The 13,980-nt window shown below is 61.5% G+C and carries 11 protein-coding genes and 1 pseudogene; 1 reads left to right on the plus strand and 11 read right to left on the minus strand.

Annotated features, from left to right (window positions below):
* Window positions 1-15: 15 nt before the first annotated feature.
* From D1Y85_RS10620 to D1Y85_RS10665, 10 genes and pseudogenes are all read right to left on the minus strand, one after another.
* Entirely contained in the window at window positions 16-2,772 is a 2,757-nt protein-coding gene (locus tag D1Y85_RS10620; RefSeq protein WP_246024862.1) for a type VI secretion system Vgr family protein, read from the minus strand.
* An 844-nt stretch (window positions 2,773-3,616) separates the two neighbouring features.
* Window positions 3,617-3,834, minus strand: a pseudogene (locus tag D1Y85_RS10625) (integrase core domain-containing protein); the annotation flags it as partial.
* Between the two features lie 2 nt (window positions 3,835-3,836).
* Window positions 3,837-4,283, minus strand: coding sequence for a universal stress protein (locus D1Y85_RS10630; protein WP_124151001.1), 447 nt, complete (start codon window positions 4,281-4,283; stop codon window positions 3,837-3,839).
* Between the two features lie 454 nt (window positions 4,284-4,737).
* Complete coding sequence (locus D1Y85_RS27535; protein ID WP_124151059.1) at window positions 4,738-4,965, minus strand: GDCCVxC domain-containing (seleno)protein; 228 nt, start codon at window positions 4,963-4,965, stop codon at window positions 4,738-4,740.
* A 69-nt stretch (window positions 4,966-5,034) separates the two neighbouring features.
* Complete coding sequence (locus D1Y85_RS10640) at window positions 5,035-6,189, minus strand: Gfo/Idh/MocA family protein (protein WP_425466915.1); 1,155 nt, start codon at window positions 6,187-6,189, stop codon at window positions 5,035-5,037.
* 45 nt (window positions 6,190-6,234) lie between these two features.
* On the minus strand, window positions 6,235-7,284 hold the full coding sequence (locus tag D1Y85_RS10645; RefSeq protein WP_124151002.1) for a sugar phosphate isomerase/epimerase family protein: 1,050 nt from the start codon (window positions 7,282-7,284) through the stop codon (window positions 6,235-6,237).
* A gap of 103 nt (window positions 7,285-7,387) precedes the next feature.
* Entirely contained in the window at window positions 7,388-8,356 is a 969-nt protein-coding gene (locus D1Y85_RS10650) for a substrate-binding domain-containing protein (protein WP_124151003.1), read from the minus strand.
* A 111-nt stretch (window positions 8,357-8,467) separates the two neighbouring features.
* Window positions 8,468-9,481 carry an ABC transporter permease gene (locus D1Y85_RS10655; protein ID WP_124151004.1) on the minus strand — a complete coding sequence of 338 codons (1,014 nt, stop codon included), beginning with the start codon at window positions 9,479-9,481 and terminating at the stop codon, window positions 8,468-8,470.
* Window positions 9,462-10,949: a sugar ABC transporter ATP-binding protein gene (locus tag D1Y85_RS10660; protein ID WP_124151005.1), complete on the minus strand. Its 1,488-nt coding sequence runs from the start codon at window positions 10,947-10,949 to the stop codon at window positions 9,462-9,464. Before D1Y85_RS10660 ends, D1Y85_RS10655 begins: the two co-directional genes overlap by 20 nt.
* A 26-nt stretch (window positions 10,950-10,975) precedes the next feature.
* Window positions 10,976-11,965 carry a LacI family DNA-binding transcriptional regulator gene (locus D1Y85_RS10665; protein WP_124151006.1) on the minus strand — a complete coding sequence of 330 codons (990 nt, stop codon included), beginning with the start codon at window positions 11,963-11,965 and terminating at the stop codon, window positions 10,976-10,978.
* 369 nt (window positions 11,966-12,334) lie between these two features.
* On the opposite strand from D1Y85_RS10665, the gene D1Y85_RS10670 reads away from it, so the two are divergent.
* Window positions 12,335-13,027, plus strand: coding sequence for a DUF1223 domain-containing protein (locus D1Y85_RS10670; protein ID WP_124151007.1), 693 nt, complete (start codon window positions 12,335-12,337; stop codon window positions 13,025-13,027).
* 300 nt (window positions 13,028-13,327) lie between these two features.
* Here D1Y85_RS10670 and D1Y85_RS27540 read toward each other — a convergent pair whose 3' ends face one another.
* Window positions 13,328-13,735: an NHL repeat-containing protein gene (locus D1Y85_RS27540; protein WP_246024863.1), complete on the minus strand. Its 408-nt coding sequence runs from the start codon at window positions 13,733-13,735 to the stop codon at window positions 13,328-13,330.
* Window positions 13,736-13,980: the final 245 nt, after the last annotated feature.

Raw genomic sequence — 13,980 nt, forward strand, 5'->3', positions numbered from 1 at the left:
TAGGGTCCGTGTTGTTCACGTCTTCTGTTTGAAAAACTTCACCACCAGCGACTCGACCTGATTGCTGCTGATCGGTGACAACTTGCCCGAGCCGTCCGTCTGCCCCTTCACAATGTCGCCCGCGGACTTCTGGATTTCGCCCTGGTAGCCGCTCGCCGCCTGCCCGTCCGTCGCCCGCACGAGCTGCGGCACCCGACCCAGCGGTGCATCGTCGAACTTCGGCATGCCGGTGCTCATGCTCGCAGCCCCGCCCCACGTGTGCCCGGCGGACTTGACGGTAAAGTTGCCAGGACAACCAAGCTCGATGTCGCCACCGTGCAGCTTCAGGTAAGCCCCGCCCGAGGTGACGAACACCACCTGATCGCTCGCCATGCCCGCGAGCTTGCCGCCGGCGGCCGTCATCTGAATGCTCTTCGCCGAGTCGATCTGCGTGTCGTCGGCCTGGCTCTGCAATTTCACCTTGCCGTGATTGGCGACCGCCGAGATGCCTTCGGCCTGGGCGAACAGCGCGACCCCATGCCCGCCTTGCAGGTTGATGCGCTGGCCGCTCGTCACCTGGACGTGTTGCTGGGCAACCTGATCGATGTTCTCGCCCGCATACGTCACGTGCGTTTTCGGCGTCACGTTCACCGAGCCGGCCTGTGCGCCGAACGCCATCAGCGCCTCACCGCCCGATGCCTGCCAGCCCTTGAGCGCGTTCGCCAAGGCGCTCTGGCCCGTGGCGTCCATGGCTTGCCCGCCGTGCTGGCCGGCGTAGTCGCCGAGCGACTTGAACAGCTCCGTGCATTCACCGAGCAGTTGGATCAGCTCGTCGCGGTCCAGATGGTTTCCGCTCGCCTGCGAGCGCGCATAGGTCGTCAACAAGATGCCCTGCGCGGCCCGCAGCGCCGCGGCCGCGTCGGTACGCAGCTCCGCACCTTCGCCGCGTGCCGCGCCCTGTCCGTTGTCACGCGGATGCGTTAGGTACCCTAAATTGACTTCGGAGAAGGCATGCTGACTGGCAATTTGCGCGCTGATTTGCGACGGCGTGTCATCGAGGCGCAACTGGTTATACCGCCGGCCCTTGATCTCCTTCGAGCGCAGCCCCGACAGGTAGCGGTTGCCTGGCAGCGAGCCCGTACCGCTGAACATCGCCGCCGGCATATTCACGCCGTTCGTAAAGACCCCTGCGATGTACATCCGGTCCGGATCCCCGCCCACGAAATCGAGCAAGACTTCCATGCCCGCGCGCAGTGGCACCTGCGCGCCGTACGTATCGCCCGCCGAACTGCTCAACACGCGCACCGAGGCGCTGTCCGCCGGCGTTCCGCTCGTGCCCGCCCCGTTCGCGTGCACGTGGTCGGCCTCGTCAAGCCCCTGGATCCGCACGTTGTGCCGACCGTACTCGTCGCAGTACACCTCCTCGCCTTCAGTCGCCGTCACTGTGCCGATGATGGGATACACCGGCGGGAGGTCGACACGCGGGTCATAGGACGGTGTGAGCGGCGTATCGCGAGCGACACCGCTGAAGGTGTTCTCATAGCGGCTCGCGCTGGAGCCATCAATGGTGGTCGGACGCGCACGCGTATCGACCGACTCGGGCGGCGTTTCGAACGACCAGCGACTCGCGGTGAACAACGCCTGAGCGCGCTCGTTCAAATCCTTCGGTAGATTATTTTCGCCGCGGTGATGCAGCGCGGTCACGACGATATGGCGCTTTTGCTCTGCGAGCTTGTCGAGTTCAGGGTGTCCCGACACGCCGATCCAGTAGCCCACGGCGAGATCGCGCACGCCGCTTGCCGCGTCGAAACGCGCCGCGCGGGCATCGTGGGCATCCACGCGTGCGCGGCCCAGCCTGTCGTAGTCCGCCCAGGAGTTGGCCATGTGCGGCGAATCGATGCGCGAATCCGAGAGCAGGTGCGCGAGGTCATTGCCCGCCGCGCCCTGATCGACGCGCGTGGGCACCTCGACCTGGTCGACACGGCTTGGCTTGAGGTCCCAACTCGTGCGCCGGATCGAGCCGGCCACGACCTGGCGCCCCATGCTCAGCAGCGTAATCGAATCGGCTGCGCCGATCGCCGCGTCGGCATGGTAAGGAACTGTGCCGACGCTCGCCTGTGTGAGCTTGATCGCATCGTCGAATAACACCAGTGTGTGAAACGGCTGCGTGCTGTTACCGGCAGTGTCCTGGCGGTCGCCTGTTCGCACAAACCACGCGATGCCGTCGCGCCGACACAAGCGCCGCACGAAATCCGCGTCCGATTCGTTGAACTGGAGCGTCTGCTCACGCGCAGGGTATCTCGATGCGTCGAGCTTCGAGATATCCAGATCGAACGTGCCCGCGAGCGTCACGCTTTTGCGGTGCCATTCCTGCACGAGCGTCTGGAGAATGTCGACAACGCTCTTTTGGCGGAAGATCCGCGTGTTGATGCGCTGCTCCATGATGGAGAGCGCATCGCGAACCACTAGCTGGTAGGTGGAGAGCGAGCCGTCCGATTCACCTTCGTGCGCATCGGTGACGATCGCGCAGATCGAATGCAGTCCACCTTGATCCGTGACCAGTTGGACCATCACCGGCTGGCCGAGGAACGTTTCGAGCGGGACGCCGATGCTGGTCGAGATACAGGAAAGCCGGCCTTCGATACCCCCGCACAGCGCTTCGCGAATATCCAGGCGCTGAATCAGAAGCAGGCCCGCCAGCTCCGTCTGAGAGCGGTTCCAGTACAGGCGGAACGGGCGGGTGTCCTGCGACGGCAGTGCCCCGATAAAGACGCGAGGAATGGAATAGTTCACAGCTTGTTTTCCAGATGCGGAATCCGCATAGATACAAAACGAATTACCCGTAGCGATTCCGCAAACCGCCCGGTCATGCATGTTGATTTACTTAAACGAAATACCAAATGAAAATACCAGCACGATCCAAACTCCGTCAAATTCTTGAATAAATGGAATTTATTTAACAAAATTCAACAGCAATTATTACGCGACGGATTTAAAGGCCGACACATCGAATCACTCGAATTGAATATCAGGCTTGCGTTGCGGGTTTCCGTCGGTGCATGGGGTGAGCGTTTCTGGGAACGGGCAAACCTTTTGGGTCCGTCCAGTACCGTTTCAGATTGCAGCAGTCGACGGCAAGTGACGTCAGGAACTAAACAGCAGATGGCACCACGCCTGCGAGCCGCTATCGCGAAAGCAAGCCATATGGTGACTGCCCTTGCTCAGCATATTCGCCGATACTCGGCTTTTGACATACTGGACGGTCGGTCATCGGCGACAGCGGTAATGATCGGCGCCAGGTCACTTTCAATATCCAGGCCGTGTTTCGCCGCAAGCAACGCAATGTGAACACCAAAGACTCCGCGTAACTCGCCAACCGCGCCGTTAAATATCCAACTGGCGTAGTGCCCGTATTCCGCGCCGTAGAGGACAGGCGCACGGTCGTGTGCCTCAGCGGTCGCAAGAAACTTCCGGCAGGCGGCTCGCATCGCCCTGGCAGGCTGTTGAAATACACTTCACCGATGCGCGGAATGCCTTTCCGGGGAGCTGCTGGGTCGACGTCGTTCATGCTGCCCGGGATGCACACGGCTCAGATGGAAACCGGACAGGGCGACCTGCCTGATTTCTTCGGGCCACTTCAATCTTGGGGAGCGGCCTCGGTTGCTCCAGTTAAACAATGCTGCTGCTCGAATTCGTCGGGCGTCAGGTACGCGAGACTTGAATGCGATCGATCGCATCGTAGTGGCGCCGCCACTTTTCGATCACGACCTTTGCTTCGGCACGAGTGCGAAACCACTCGAGGCTCAGATACTCGTCGCGGAATGTTCAGTTGAAACTCTCGTCCGCACCCTTCCGCATCATCGATGCTCCTTCGCAACACCTGGCCGGTCGCGCACGATTGTGACGGAGCACGGCGCATAGGCGATCACTTGCCTCGCGATGGAGCCCAGCAGCCAACGATCAAAAGCAGTCCGCCCGCGATGCCCTACCACTACGTGGTCGATATTGTGCCGCTCGGCATACAGCACCAGTTCCTTGGCCGGATGCCCGACAACCATTTCATATTGCACCGTGACTGCGGATACCCCGAGCATTCCCTTGAGCTCGGTGATGAGGTCCTGACAGTGGCGTTTTTCGGTCTCAAGCAGCTCAGGCAGCTCATAGGCCAACTTACCCCAGTCCGGCGGACTGACAACCGCAAGAACGTGCAGCCGCGCCCCTTCCTTTTCAGCGAGATTTTTTGCGAAGCGGACTGCCACCTGCGCGGAAGCCGAACCATCGTAACCCGCGAGAATGTTGTGCATGATTGCCTCCAGACACGCATCCGGATCTCCTGCAACGACTCCGGAACACCCTGAAACGTTGCAGCCAAGGCCGAGTGTGAGCGAACTACAGGTGCGACCAACTTCATGAAACACTACGGTAGATGCGGTCGGTCATCGCGCTCGGCGCGGAACTTCCGCGCAATCTGTCCGCGCCGCGCTCGGCACTGCTCCCGAATCCGTGGCGCCGCAGCATTTTCTGCAGCGCAGCAATGACGTGTGGTCACGAACACGCGCTCCAGCCCGGCCAATCAGCGTGAATCACCCGTCGCAAACGCGAAGATGCTTTTGATGATGTGATCCGGTCTCAATGAAGTCTGCTTTAACAAAAACTGGCGGTTGTGAACAAGCATACGCGCATCTCGATCGCGGCAGGCATCACCGGCATGGGTTGCGGCTTTGACGGCCTGGCGGCCGACGAGAGAAAAGGCGCGGGTTAAGTAACCCGATGCGCGCAGCAGGAACGTGCTTCTTGCACGGGCGGACACTTGACCGAGCCATACGAACAGAAGACACAACAATCGCCAGACTTCGGAGAAAGCAGGGTTTTGCACCCCGGGCATTCATAGAAGTAGACGCAGGCGTCGGTCGGCATCACCACGACTGACACGTACCCGCAGTGCGGACAGGACAACGCGGATTCGAGGGTAAGTGAGGTTCGCATTGATGGCCCGTACATTTCTATTCGACGAAAGGAATCACAGATAACAGAACCATCGTAGGTCATACGCGCTCACTCGACAGGCCACCACTTGCCATCGGACGCGCTGCTCTTCAGCACCGTCTCCATGAAGCGATGCCCGGCCACACCGTCGTCGACCGTGGTCAGCAGGCGGCTCTCGGGCGGCAGTGGCAGGCCCGCATCGAGCGCCTCGATCTGCAGCGCCGCGTCGAGATACAACTGGGCAAACGCCTCCAGATACCCTTCAGGGTGCCCGGCCGGCACGCGTGTGGCATGCTGCGCCACGGCCGAGTTCACACGGCCGCGCGTCAGCCGCTGCGCCACACCGCCCAGCGGCGTGACCCAGAGCACATCCGGCGATTCCTGGTCGAACGCCAGGCTGCCCCTCGTACCGTACACGCGCAACCGCAGCGCGTTCTCCGCGCCGCTCGCGACCTGGCTCGCCCACAGCATCCCGCGCGCACCGTTCGCGTAGCGCAGCATGACCTGCACGTGATCGTCGAGGCGGCGCCCGGGCACGAACGTGTGAAGTTCCGCCGACAGCGCGGCGGGCGCCACGCCGGTGACGAAGGTCGCGAGGTGATACGCATGTGTGCCGATGTCGCCGAGACAGCCGGCCGGCCCGGCCTGCGCGGGATCGGTGCGCCAGCCGGCCTGCTTGTTGGCGCCGTCGGCTTCGACTGGCTCGGCGAGCCAGTCCTGCGCGTACTCGACCTGCACGATCCGCAACTCGCCAAGCGTGCCGTTCGCCACCAGTTCGCGCGCGTGCCGCACCATCGGATACCCTGAATAGGTATGCGTCAGCGCGAACAGCTTGCCACGCTCGCGTGCGAGCCTGGCAAGCGCCTCCCCTTCCGCCAGCGACATCGCCAACGGCTTATCGCAGATCACGTGGATACCGGCCTCGAGAAAGGCTGTCGCGACCGGTGCATGCAGATGATTGGGTGTCACGATCGACACCGCATCGATGCCATCGTCCCGCGCAGCCTCGGCACGCGCCATCTCGCGCCAGTCACTGTAGCTACGCGCAATACCGGCCTCCGCCGCGCTAGCATGGGCGCGCGCCGGGTCGGACGACAAGGCGCCCGCCACCCACTCGAAACGATCGTCGATGCGGGCCGCGATGCGATGCACCGCGCCGATGAATGAACCCTGCCCGCCACCCACCATCCCCAACCGCAATTTTTTCCGCTGTCCTTTCATCATTTCGCATTCCATATCATTTCGCTTGCGCACCGAAAATCCGTCGCGTCACAAACCGAGTAGCGCCTTGATCTGCTGGCTATCGACACCACTGCCGGCGAAGTCGTCGAAGGCCCGCTCCGCGACGCGGATGATGTGCCGTCTGATGAATTCGGCACCCTCGCGCGCACCATCCTGCGGATGCTTCAGCGCGCACTCCCATTCGAGCACGGCCCAGCCGGGATAATCGTATTGCGCGAGCTTCGAGAAAATCGCACCAAAATCGATCTGGCCATCGCCGGGTGAACGGAAGCGGCCCGCGCGTTCAAGCCAGCCGCTGTAGCCGCCATACACACCCTGCCGTCCATTCGGACGGAACTCGGCATCCTTCACATGGAAAGCCTTGATGCGCTCGTGATAGATGTCGACGAATGCCAGGTAATCGAGCTGCTGCAGTACGAAATGGCTCGGGTCATACAGTATGTTCGCGCGTGGATGGTCGTCGACGGCCGCGAGGAAGCGCTCGAATGTGACGCCGTCGTGCAGGTCCTCGCCCGGATGCAGTTCGTAACAGACGTCGACCCCCGCTTCGCCGAACGCGTCCAGAATCGGGCGCCAGCGTCGGGCGAGTTCCTCGAAAGCTGCCTCAACGAGGCCTGCGGGGCGCTGCGGCCACGGGTACAGATACGGCCACGCCAGCGCGCCGGAAAACGTGGCGTGCGCATTCAGGCCGAGGCGGCGCGAGGCCTGCGCGGCCCAGCGCAGTTGCTGCCCGGCCCATGCGGCACGCGCGGCCGGATCGCCGCGCACCGCCAGCGGCGCGAACCCGTCGAACAACTGATCGTAGGCCGGATGCACGGCCAGCAACTGCCCTTGCAGATGCGTCGACAGCTCGGTGATGACCACGCCCTGCTTGTCGAGCAGTGCGCGGATGTCGTCGCAATATGCCTGACTGCCGGCCGCCTGTTCGAGATCGATCAGCCGCGGATCCGTCGGCAACTGGACGCCTCGGTAGCCGAGTTGCGCGGCCCACGCGGCCAGATCGGCAAGATTGTCGAACGGCGCCTCGTCGCTCATGAACTGCGCGAGGAAAATCGCCGGACCCTGGATGGTTTTCATGATTTGCGTTCCTGCGCGAACGTCGTTTCGACGGAATGTGCACCGCCCGGTACGTCGGGCGGTGCGTCACGCCGTCCCCTCACCTGGCCGGAGATGGCCAGCGTCAGAATGGCGAGTCGGGAAAGTAAAAGTCCTTCGCGTTCTCTTTCGTGATCAACACCGACGGGATGATCGTTTTTTCTGCGAGCTTTTCGCCCTTCAGACGCGCCTCGGCCGTCAGCTTTATCGCGTCGTAGATGAACTTCGGCGAATACGACACGTCCGCAGGCAGCATCGGCGCACCGTCCATCACGTTCTTGACCATGCCCTTCGAGCCTGCACCGCCGAATACGATCTTGATATCGCTGCGTTTGGCCTGATCGATAGCCTTCAGCACGCCGACTGCCATATCGTCGTCCGCGGCCCATATAGCGTCGATGTGCGGGAAGCGCGTCAGATAATCCTGCGTGACCTTGAACGCGTCGTCGCGATTCCAGTTCGCATACTTGCCATCCAGCAGCTTGATGTCCGGATAGGCCTTCAACACACCGGTAAACGCGGCCCAGCGCTCATTGTCGAGCGTGGTCGGAATTCCGCGTAGCGCAACGATGTTGCCCTTGCCGCCCAGCGCCTTGGCCAGAAATTCGGCTGGAATCCGGCCGAAAGCGGTATTGTCGCCCGCAACGTAGGCGTCCTGCGCACTGGTATCCGTCAACCCACGGTCGACGACCGTCACATAAATCCCTTTCTTCTTCACCTGCGCGACAGGCTGGGTCAACGACGCCGATTCATACGGGAAGATCACCAGCGCGTTGATCTTGTTGACGGTCACCAGATCCTGCAGCTGATTCGCCTGGTCAGGCGCGTTCGCGGCGGTCTTCACGATCACCTTCAGATCCGGATGGGCTTTCTCGAGATCGCTCTTCGCCTTGTTCGCCCACCAGACAATCCCGCCGGTAAACCCGTGATCGGCGGTCGGAATCGCTACGCCAAGTATCACCTTGTCATCGGCGTGCGCGGCGCTCGCGCCGACCGTCATCATCACGCCCAGCGCCAGCACACCAGCGCCAACCATTCTCTGAATCGGCTTCATCACGTCTCCTCTGGTTGTCGGGACGCACCGCGCGTCCTTCTCGGTGAAACGCCTGCTCCTTCTTGAGCCGTCCGCCTCCGGACGGCTCCATCCGGTTCTTGCGCGTATCGTTCAACGCCGCCCGCGCTGCAAGAACGCGACGACGATGATCACAACGCCTTGTACCGCCGCATTCAGATATACGCTGATAATGCTGGTGAGATTCAGGATATTGGCGATCGTGGACAGTAGAATCGCGCCGACGACGGTGCCGATCACGCGCCCCTCGCCGCCCTTGAGCGCCGTGCCGCCGACGACCACGGCTGCAATCGCCTCGAGCTCCCACAACAGCCCGGTGGTCGGCGTGGCGGAGCCGAGACGCGGGACGTACAACACGGTCGCGATACCAACGCAGACACCCGTCAGCGCATAAGTTGCGATCTTCACGCGATCGACCTGGATGGCCGCGTAACGCGCGACCTGTTCGTTCGATCCTATCGCCTGCACGTGACGACCGAACGGCGTGCGGTTCAGGATCAGCGCACCCGCTGCCGCGATGGCGAGAAATACCCAGATCGGCACCGGTACGCCGAACAGGCTGGCGTAATAGACGGGGCCGTAAAAGTTGGCCAAGGTATCGTTCAGCGTCAGCGCACCGCCGTCTGCCAGCCATGTCAGCACCGCGCGGAAAATACCGAGCGTGCCGAGCGTGACGATAAACGGTTCGATACGGCCTTTTGTGATCAGCAAACCATGCGAGCAACCGAACAGTGCACCCAGCAGCAACGCGCTGACGATACCGATGGCGAGAATCGCGAGCGGCGCAAAGGTATGCCCGCCGATACCGTTCGCGAGCCCATTCATCAGCCAGATCATGACGCCCGAGATCAGCGCGGCCATCGAACCGACGGAGAGATCAATGCCGCCCGAAATGATCACGAAGGTCATGCCCACCGCGATGATGCCGATGAACGACGTGCGGGTCAGCACGTTCATCAGGTTCGCGAGCGTCGCGAAATCGCGGTTCAACAACATGCCGGCAATGCAGAGCGCGATCAGGCCAGCGAACGGTCCGACGCCATGCAAACGTCGCGCGAAACGGACCATCTGCGAAGACTGCGCGGTTTCAGTGTGTGCCGGTTGCATGAGCAATCAACTCCTCTTCGGTTAAGTGCTCGCGGCCGAGTATCGCCTGCAGACGCCCGGCGCGCATGACAGCGACGCGATGGCACAGGCCAATCAGCTCGATCAACTCGGACGAAATCACGATCACCGCACGCCCTTCCCGAGCGAGTCGGTGAATCATGAAATAGATGTCGCGTTTCGCGCCGACATCGACGCCGCGCGTGGGTTCATCAAGTACGATCACGCGCGGATCGGGTTGCAGAAACTTCGCCAGTGCAAGCTTTTGCTGGTTGCCGCCCGACAACGTGCGCGCGCGACCAGCCAGATCGCCCACGCGAATGCCGAATTCCCCCACCGCCTGCTGTAGCGCGTCGCGCTCCGCCCTGGTGTCGATTAGCGGATGCGCGTAACGTTCGTGCGTCATCAGCGTGAGATTGTCCTGCAAGCTCAAATCGACATGGAGCCCCTTGCCCTTGCGATCCTCGCTTAGATATGTGAGGCCCTGGCGCATCGCGTCGCGCGGGCTGTTCAACTCGATGCAACGCCCCGCGATCTCGACGCGGCCCGCGCTGCGACGGCGCAGCCCGAGCATCGCTTCGAACGCCTCGGTACGCCCCGAACCCACCAGACCGGCAAAGCCGAACACCTCGCCAGCATGCACCTGAAAACTCAGACCCTCGATCCAGCCGGGTACGGCAAGCCCCTCGACTTTCAGTGCGACGCCTGCACCCTCGGGCACCGGCGCCTTATCAGGAAACATGTCCGACACTTCGCGCCCGACCATCAGGTTCGCCATCTGCTGGCGAGTGAATCCGGCCGTTTCGCCACGAGAGACGAAACGCCCGTCGCGCATCACGATCACCTCGTCGGTAATGCGCTCGACTTCGTCGAGCTTGTGCGAGATATAGACGATCGTCACGCCATCCGCTTTTAGCCGCTCCATCAAGGCAAACAGGCGGTGGGTTTCCTCTGGCGTCAACGTCGCAGTGGGTTCATCCATGATGAGCAGACGCGCGTGGCGCGACAGCGCCTTGGCTATCTCGACCAGTTGTTTCTCCGCGACGATCAGCTCGCGAACCGGCGTGCCAGGCGTTTTGTCCAGCCCGACCTGAGCGAGATAGTGCCTCGCCTCGTCGTGCATTGCCGTGTCGTCGACGAACCAGCCCCTGCGCTTCTCGTGGCCCAGATACATGTTCTGTGAGATCGTCAGATGCTCGGCCAGATTGAACTCCTGGTGGATCAACACGATACCGGCGGCTTCCGCTTCGCGCGATCCGCCAAAATGAACCGGCGTCCCGTCGATCTCGATCGCCCCCGCGCTGGGCTTCTCGTATCCGGCGAGAATCTTCATCAGCGTCGACTTGCCGGCGCCGTTCTCCCCCACCAGTCCGTAGATACGGCTGGGTGCCAGGGCAAAGCTCACGCCATGCAACACACGCACCGGCCCGAAGTCCTTGTGGATGTCATCGAAACGCACAGCCAGGCTCATCGTTTCGTTCTCCTCTGGGCCATTCGTCATGCGCTCGCGCGCATCATCAGCCGATGCGGCAGCAGCACACCGGGCAATGTGGCGGCCGGCTCAACCAGCCGCCGAAGCAAGAGCCGCGCTGCGGTCTGCCCGAGTTCCTGCATGGGTTGCGCCACCGTGGTCAATGGCGGATCAATCTGCGCGGCGATAGCGATGTCATCGAAACCGATGACTGCAACATCGTCAGGCACCTTGCGGCCAACGCTGCGCAAGCCATTGATCACCCCGATGGCCAGCGTATCCGACACGGCAAAGATCGCGTCCGGTCCGTCGCTACCCGCGGTGGCCAATGCGACTGCGGCAGCGGCACCCGCCTCGTAATCCAGGCTGTCGAGATTCAGAATCCAGCGGAGATCGGGCGTCAGACCCGCTTCGGCAAGTGTGTCGAGATAAGCCTGTTGACGCTGCTGCGCGTACAGGTAGCCATCGCCGGAATTCATCAGCGCAATCCGGCGTCGACCACGCGACAGCAAATAACGCATGGCTTCGCCCGCGGCGCGGTAGTTATCGATCCCGACATATGGCACGCCACCTGCCGGGTCGAATTCGCAGCAGGCGACCCACGGCAACGCACCGGACTCCTCGGCAAGCGCCTGCTGGATCGCAGTCGGATCGAGGCAAATTGCGCCGTCCGCGCGATGCCGACGCAACATGTCGAAATAGCTGCGCTCGCGCCCGAGTTCTCCGTCGGTGTTGCATAGCAGCATGAAGTAACCCTGCTGACTCGCGACGCTGTCGATACCGCGCACAATTTCCGCGTAGAACGGATTGCCGATGTTGGGCACCATCGTAAGCAGCAGCCGGCTTTCGGCCGTACGCAAGTTACGGGCGAGTTCGTTGATTCGATAGCCACTACGCTCGACCGCTGCCATCACGCGCAAGCGCGTTTCCGGCTTGACATTCGTATGGCCATTGAGCACCCGCGAGACGGTCGCCACCGACACGCCAGCGAGGTCCGCGACGTTCAGAATCGACATGCACAATCCCCGGATATCTCGCTCAAGGATGAAAATGTAATGGATTACATTTTTATAGTGCAAACAAACAAAAGGGCAAGAACAAATCACTTGGGGTTTGGGTTTATTCCAGCACTGCGCACGGTGCCAGACGGACTAGCAGATCGGTGCATGGGGGATTTAAGAGTCGCTTATGCGGACGCTGTAACCAGAATGCGTAACCGAACGAACTAACGGACTGGGGCGACTACTGTCCGCATCTGAATGCGGCTTGATGGTGGCCCTGAATTCTGGCTGCGTTAAGTCGGTATGCGGATCGGCCTGCCACGGCGGACCCACTGAGCGCGTGCGACAAATTAAGCGGCAGTCCCGTCGCCCTGGAGACCGATCATGTTTGTACGGCTCGTTGCTGTCGCGTCCTCACTGCTTGTCGCGTCCGTTGTGGCGTCAGCCCGCCCTGTAGTTGTTGAGCTCTTCACGTCCGAAGGGTGCTCCTCGTGCCCTCCGGCTGATGCCTATCTGTCCGAGCTATCTCATGACCGTCCGGAGTTGCTTCCACTCGCGTTTCATGTGACTTACTGGAACAGCCTGGGCTGGCAGGACCCTTACTCGCTGGAGGTGGCGACGCAGCGCCAGGCGGAGTACGGCGCCCGCTTTGGTGACGGTTCCTATACGCCGGAAATGGTGATCGACGGCCTGAAAGGAGTTGTTGGTTCGAATCGGCGTGCCGCCGAAGCAGCGATCAGAAACGCTCAAAAAGCTGACGACGCTGGGGTGTTTGTTAGTGGTGTGCGTCACGACGGAACGATTTCAGTCACAGTTGGGCGCGGCACCGGTCATGCGCAAATCTTGCTGATTGGATATGACACCGGGCATGTGACGAACGTTGGGCGAGGCGAAAACGCGGGTCGCGCGCTCAGCGAGTCAAATATCGTTCGCTCGATACAAACCGTCGGCGAATGGACTGGCGCTCCGTTGAAGCTTGAACCCACATCGCCTGCCGGTGAACAGGCGGCAATAGTGATTCAGTCACTGGACGGTGCGATTATCGGCGCGGCGCGAGTTGCCAACGAAGGGCATTGAGCAGGTTGGCACGTTAGCTGATCTTCGCATTGTCGCGCCATCGGATGAGCATTACCTGTCGTCGTCGCTAGCTCTGGCTTCGCCTTCTTTCATGGCAGGAATGGAATAACGTTGAATCCGCTTTTAATATTTTATAAGTAATCCCGATGTTATAAATAGGTCAGCGATTGAGATACTTTCCCATGCACTTCGTCGCTCGGCAGGTGTGTTTCCTATACTCTCAATTGACGCACCGACAGGAGAACTGGCGCCCCGCGAAGTCGCAGTACCTAAAGCGAAATCGAATCCACCAGGTCGCAGTCAGTTGATTGGCAAGACGCGCAGATAGCTCGGTCCACCGGCGGAGCCGGCGCGATCGACGGCGAGCAGGCGTTTGCGGACGGGGTCGACCGCCACTCCGCGCGGCTCGTCGAAATCGCTGGCGACTGCCGTGGCCTCCCCCGTGGGCGAAAAGCGACATAGCGCGTGGTCTCCGCACTTGGTGTACAGCGTGCCGTCGGGTGCCGCCGCCATAAGATCCGGGGCCGCGACGTTCGCGAAGATGTCATTTGCCATCACTGGTGCGTGGGCGGACAGCGCCACCGGTAGATCAAGTTTCACGATCCGATTGTTTGTCTGATCGCTGATGAATAGCGTATCGCCGACCATTGCGAGGCCGACCGGCTTACCGAGCCCGACGACGAGATCGCGTTCCGTTCCTTGATCCATCGCGGCGCCACGCGTGACGAGACTTACGCCGCCCTGCGCAGGATCGCTTCCTGACTTCACGAACCAACTGGACAGAATCTCGGTCTGGTTCAGGACAAGCAGGCCAAGGCGCCTGCGGCCGGGGTTGGTGTTACTCGCAAGCGTGGCGCGTCCGGTGGTATCGACGTTGAAGATTGCGCTTGCCGTCCCAAACCCGAACCGCGCGACCAGTAGTTGACCGTCAGCAGTAACAGCAATCTGGCTCA

Origin of the sequence: Paraburkholderia dinghuensis (assembly GCF_003837865.1) — a bacterium.
GTDB lineage: Bacteria > Pseudomonadota > Gammaproteobacteria > Burkholderiales > Burkholderiaceae > Paraburkholderia > Paraburkholderia dinghuensis.

What these genes read in the sequence shown, in the direction of transcription:
- D1Y85_RS10630 (WP_124151001.1), bottom strand. Translation starts at nt 4,283, where the DNA reads ATGCACAACATTCTCGCGGGTTACGATGGTTCGGCTTCCGCGCAGGTG.
- D1Y85_RS27535 (WP_124151059.1), bottom strand. Translation starts at nt 4,965, where the DNA reads ATGCGAACCTCACTTACCCTCGAATCCGCGTTGTCCTGTCCGCACTGC.
- D1Y85_RS10640 (WP_425466915.1), bottom strand. Translation starts at nt 6,189, where the DNA reads ATGATGAAAGGACAGCGGAAAAAATTGCGGTTGGGGATGGTGGGTGGC.
- D1Y85_RS10645 (WP_124151002.1), bottom strand. Translation starts at nt 7,284, where the DNA reads ATGAAAACCATCCAGGGTCCGGCGATTTTCCTCGCGCAGTTCATGAGC.
- D1Y85_RS10650 (WP_124151003.1), bottom strand. Translation starts at nt 8,356, where the DNA reads ATGAAGCCGATTCAGAGAATGGTTGGCGCTGGTGTGCTGGCGCTGGGC.
- D1Y85_RS10655 (WP_124151004.1), bottom strand. Translation starts at nt 9,481, where the DNA reads ATGCAACCGGCACACACTGAAACCGCGCAGTCTTCGCAGATGGTCCGT.
- D1Y85_RS10660 (WP_124151005.1), bottom strand. Translation starts at nt 10,949, where the DNA reads ATGAGCCTGGCTGTGCGTTTCGATGACATCCACAAGGACTTCGGGCCG.
- D1Y85_RS10665 (WP_124151006.1), bottom strand. Translation starts at nt 11,965, where the DNA reads ATGTCGATTCTGAACGTCGCGGACCTCGCTGGCGTGTCGGTGGCGACC.
- D1Y85_RS10670 (WP_124151007.1), top strand. Translation starts at nt 12,335, where the DNA reads ATGTTTGTACGGCTCGTTGCTGTCGCGTCCTCACTGCTTGTCGCGTCC.
- D1Y85_RS27540 (WP_246024863.1), bottom strand. Translation starts at nt 13,735, where the DNA reads ATGGATCAAGGAACGGAACGCGATCTCGTCGTCGGGCTCGGTAAGCCG.